This is a genomic window from Photobacterium lucens (assembly GCF_009873615.1).
Lineage (GTDB): Bacteria > Pseudomonadota > Gammaproteobacteria > Enterobacterales > Vibrionaceae > Photobacterium > Photobacterium lucens.
The window spans coordinates 1-658 of record NZ_SSMG01000361.1 but is presented as its reverse complement, the minus strand read 5'-3'; the positions used below and the strand labels follow the sequence as shown (position 1 = coordinate 658).

The window sequence follows — 658 nt, the reverse complement described above, 5'->3', positions numbered from 1 at the left end:
GTATAGAAGTTAACTTTTCTTTTTTTTACTTTGAGATATAGTATCTTTAATCAAAGCATCAAGAAATGACAATAGAGCTCGATGTTCTGTTTCTATATATGGTGTACTGGTAAATGTTAGCCAATCAAAATTAGCCTTAGTATATTTATGAATTTCAGTTGACGTGTAATTTACATTGTTATGATTTTTATGTATGGCAATTAAGCGTTCACGTAACTCACTGAGTCGTGATGCTGCAAACATCTCATCATTACTTTTTTTAATTTCTGATACTGTACGATTAATATTATCTACAACAACTTTAAAATAGCTATTCTGGATTGAACTTGCACGTTGAGCAAGATCTAACATTCTGTATGAGGTGTTAAAATTACTATCAGAAAATGGAAGTTTTAATTCAAGCTGTTTTTTTAGTTCTGTGTTGATTCTCTTTTTTAATGTCCCATTTTTAATGTTTTCATCTATTTTTTTTAGTAAGGCATTTAACTTAGTTTTGTTAATAGGTACTAAGGTAATGTCAGACTTTGAAACTAGTTTCTTTCTATATTTGTCAGCAGCTGTCTTATGAGCTTTAACCATTTTATTATAGACATCATGTGAAATATCACTTCCACCAGAGTTATACCAATTATTTAATATTACCAAAAAGTTATTGGTA

1 pseudogene is annotated in these 658 nt (G+C 28.7%); it reads right to left on the bottom strand.

Annotated features, from left to right (window positions below):
- Positions 1–9: 9 nt before the first annotated feature.
- Positions 10–658, bottom strand: a pseudogene (locus E5A76_RS15170) (hypothetical protein); the annotation flags it as partial.